Annotated in this window: 1 pseudogene; it reads left to right on the forward strand. The window is 67.5% G+C overall.

Annotation, left to right across the window (positions count from 1 at the left end):
* Positions 1–317, forward strand: a pseudogene (locus EN845_RS36565) (hypothetical protein); the annotation flags it as partial.

Here is a 317-nt window from a genome sequence, read left to right on the forward strand (position 1 = left end):
CCGATCTTTCGGCCGCCGTGCCGGTCCGTCTGCACTCGGCCTGTCTGACCGGGGACCTGTTCGGCTCGCTGAAATGCGATTGCGGCGACCAGCTCCGCGAGACCGTGCAGTGGATGGCGGAGAACGGCGGCGGCATCCTGCTCTATCTCGACCAGGAAGGCCGCGACGCGCTCGATCGCGTTCTGGCGGCCAAGCACCAGAAGATGTTCCTGCGCCCGGGTCAGGCCTTTCAGGGCGAGAGGCAGGAGCTGGCGGGACACGTCCATGCCCGAGGGAGTGCGATAGACCCGGACGCCGGTTGCGTTGATCGCTTCGGC

Origin of the sequence: Mesorhizobium sp. M8A.F.Ca.ET.202.01.1.1 (assembly GCF_004791595.1) — a bacterium.
In the GTDB taxonomy this organism is placed as follows: domain Bacteria; phylum Pseudomonadota; class Alphaproteobacteria; order Rhizobiales; family Rhizobiaceae; genus Mesorhizobium.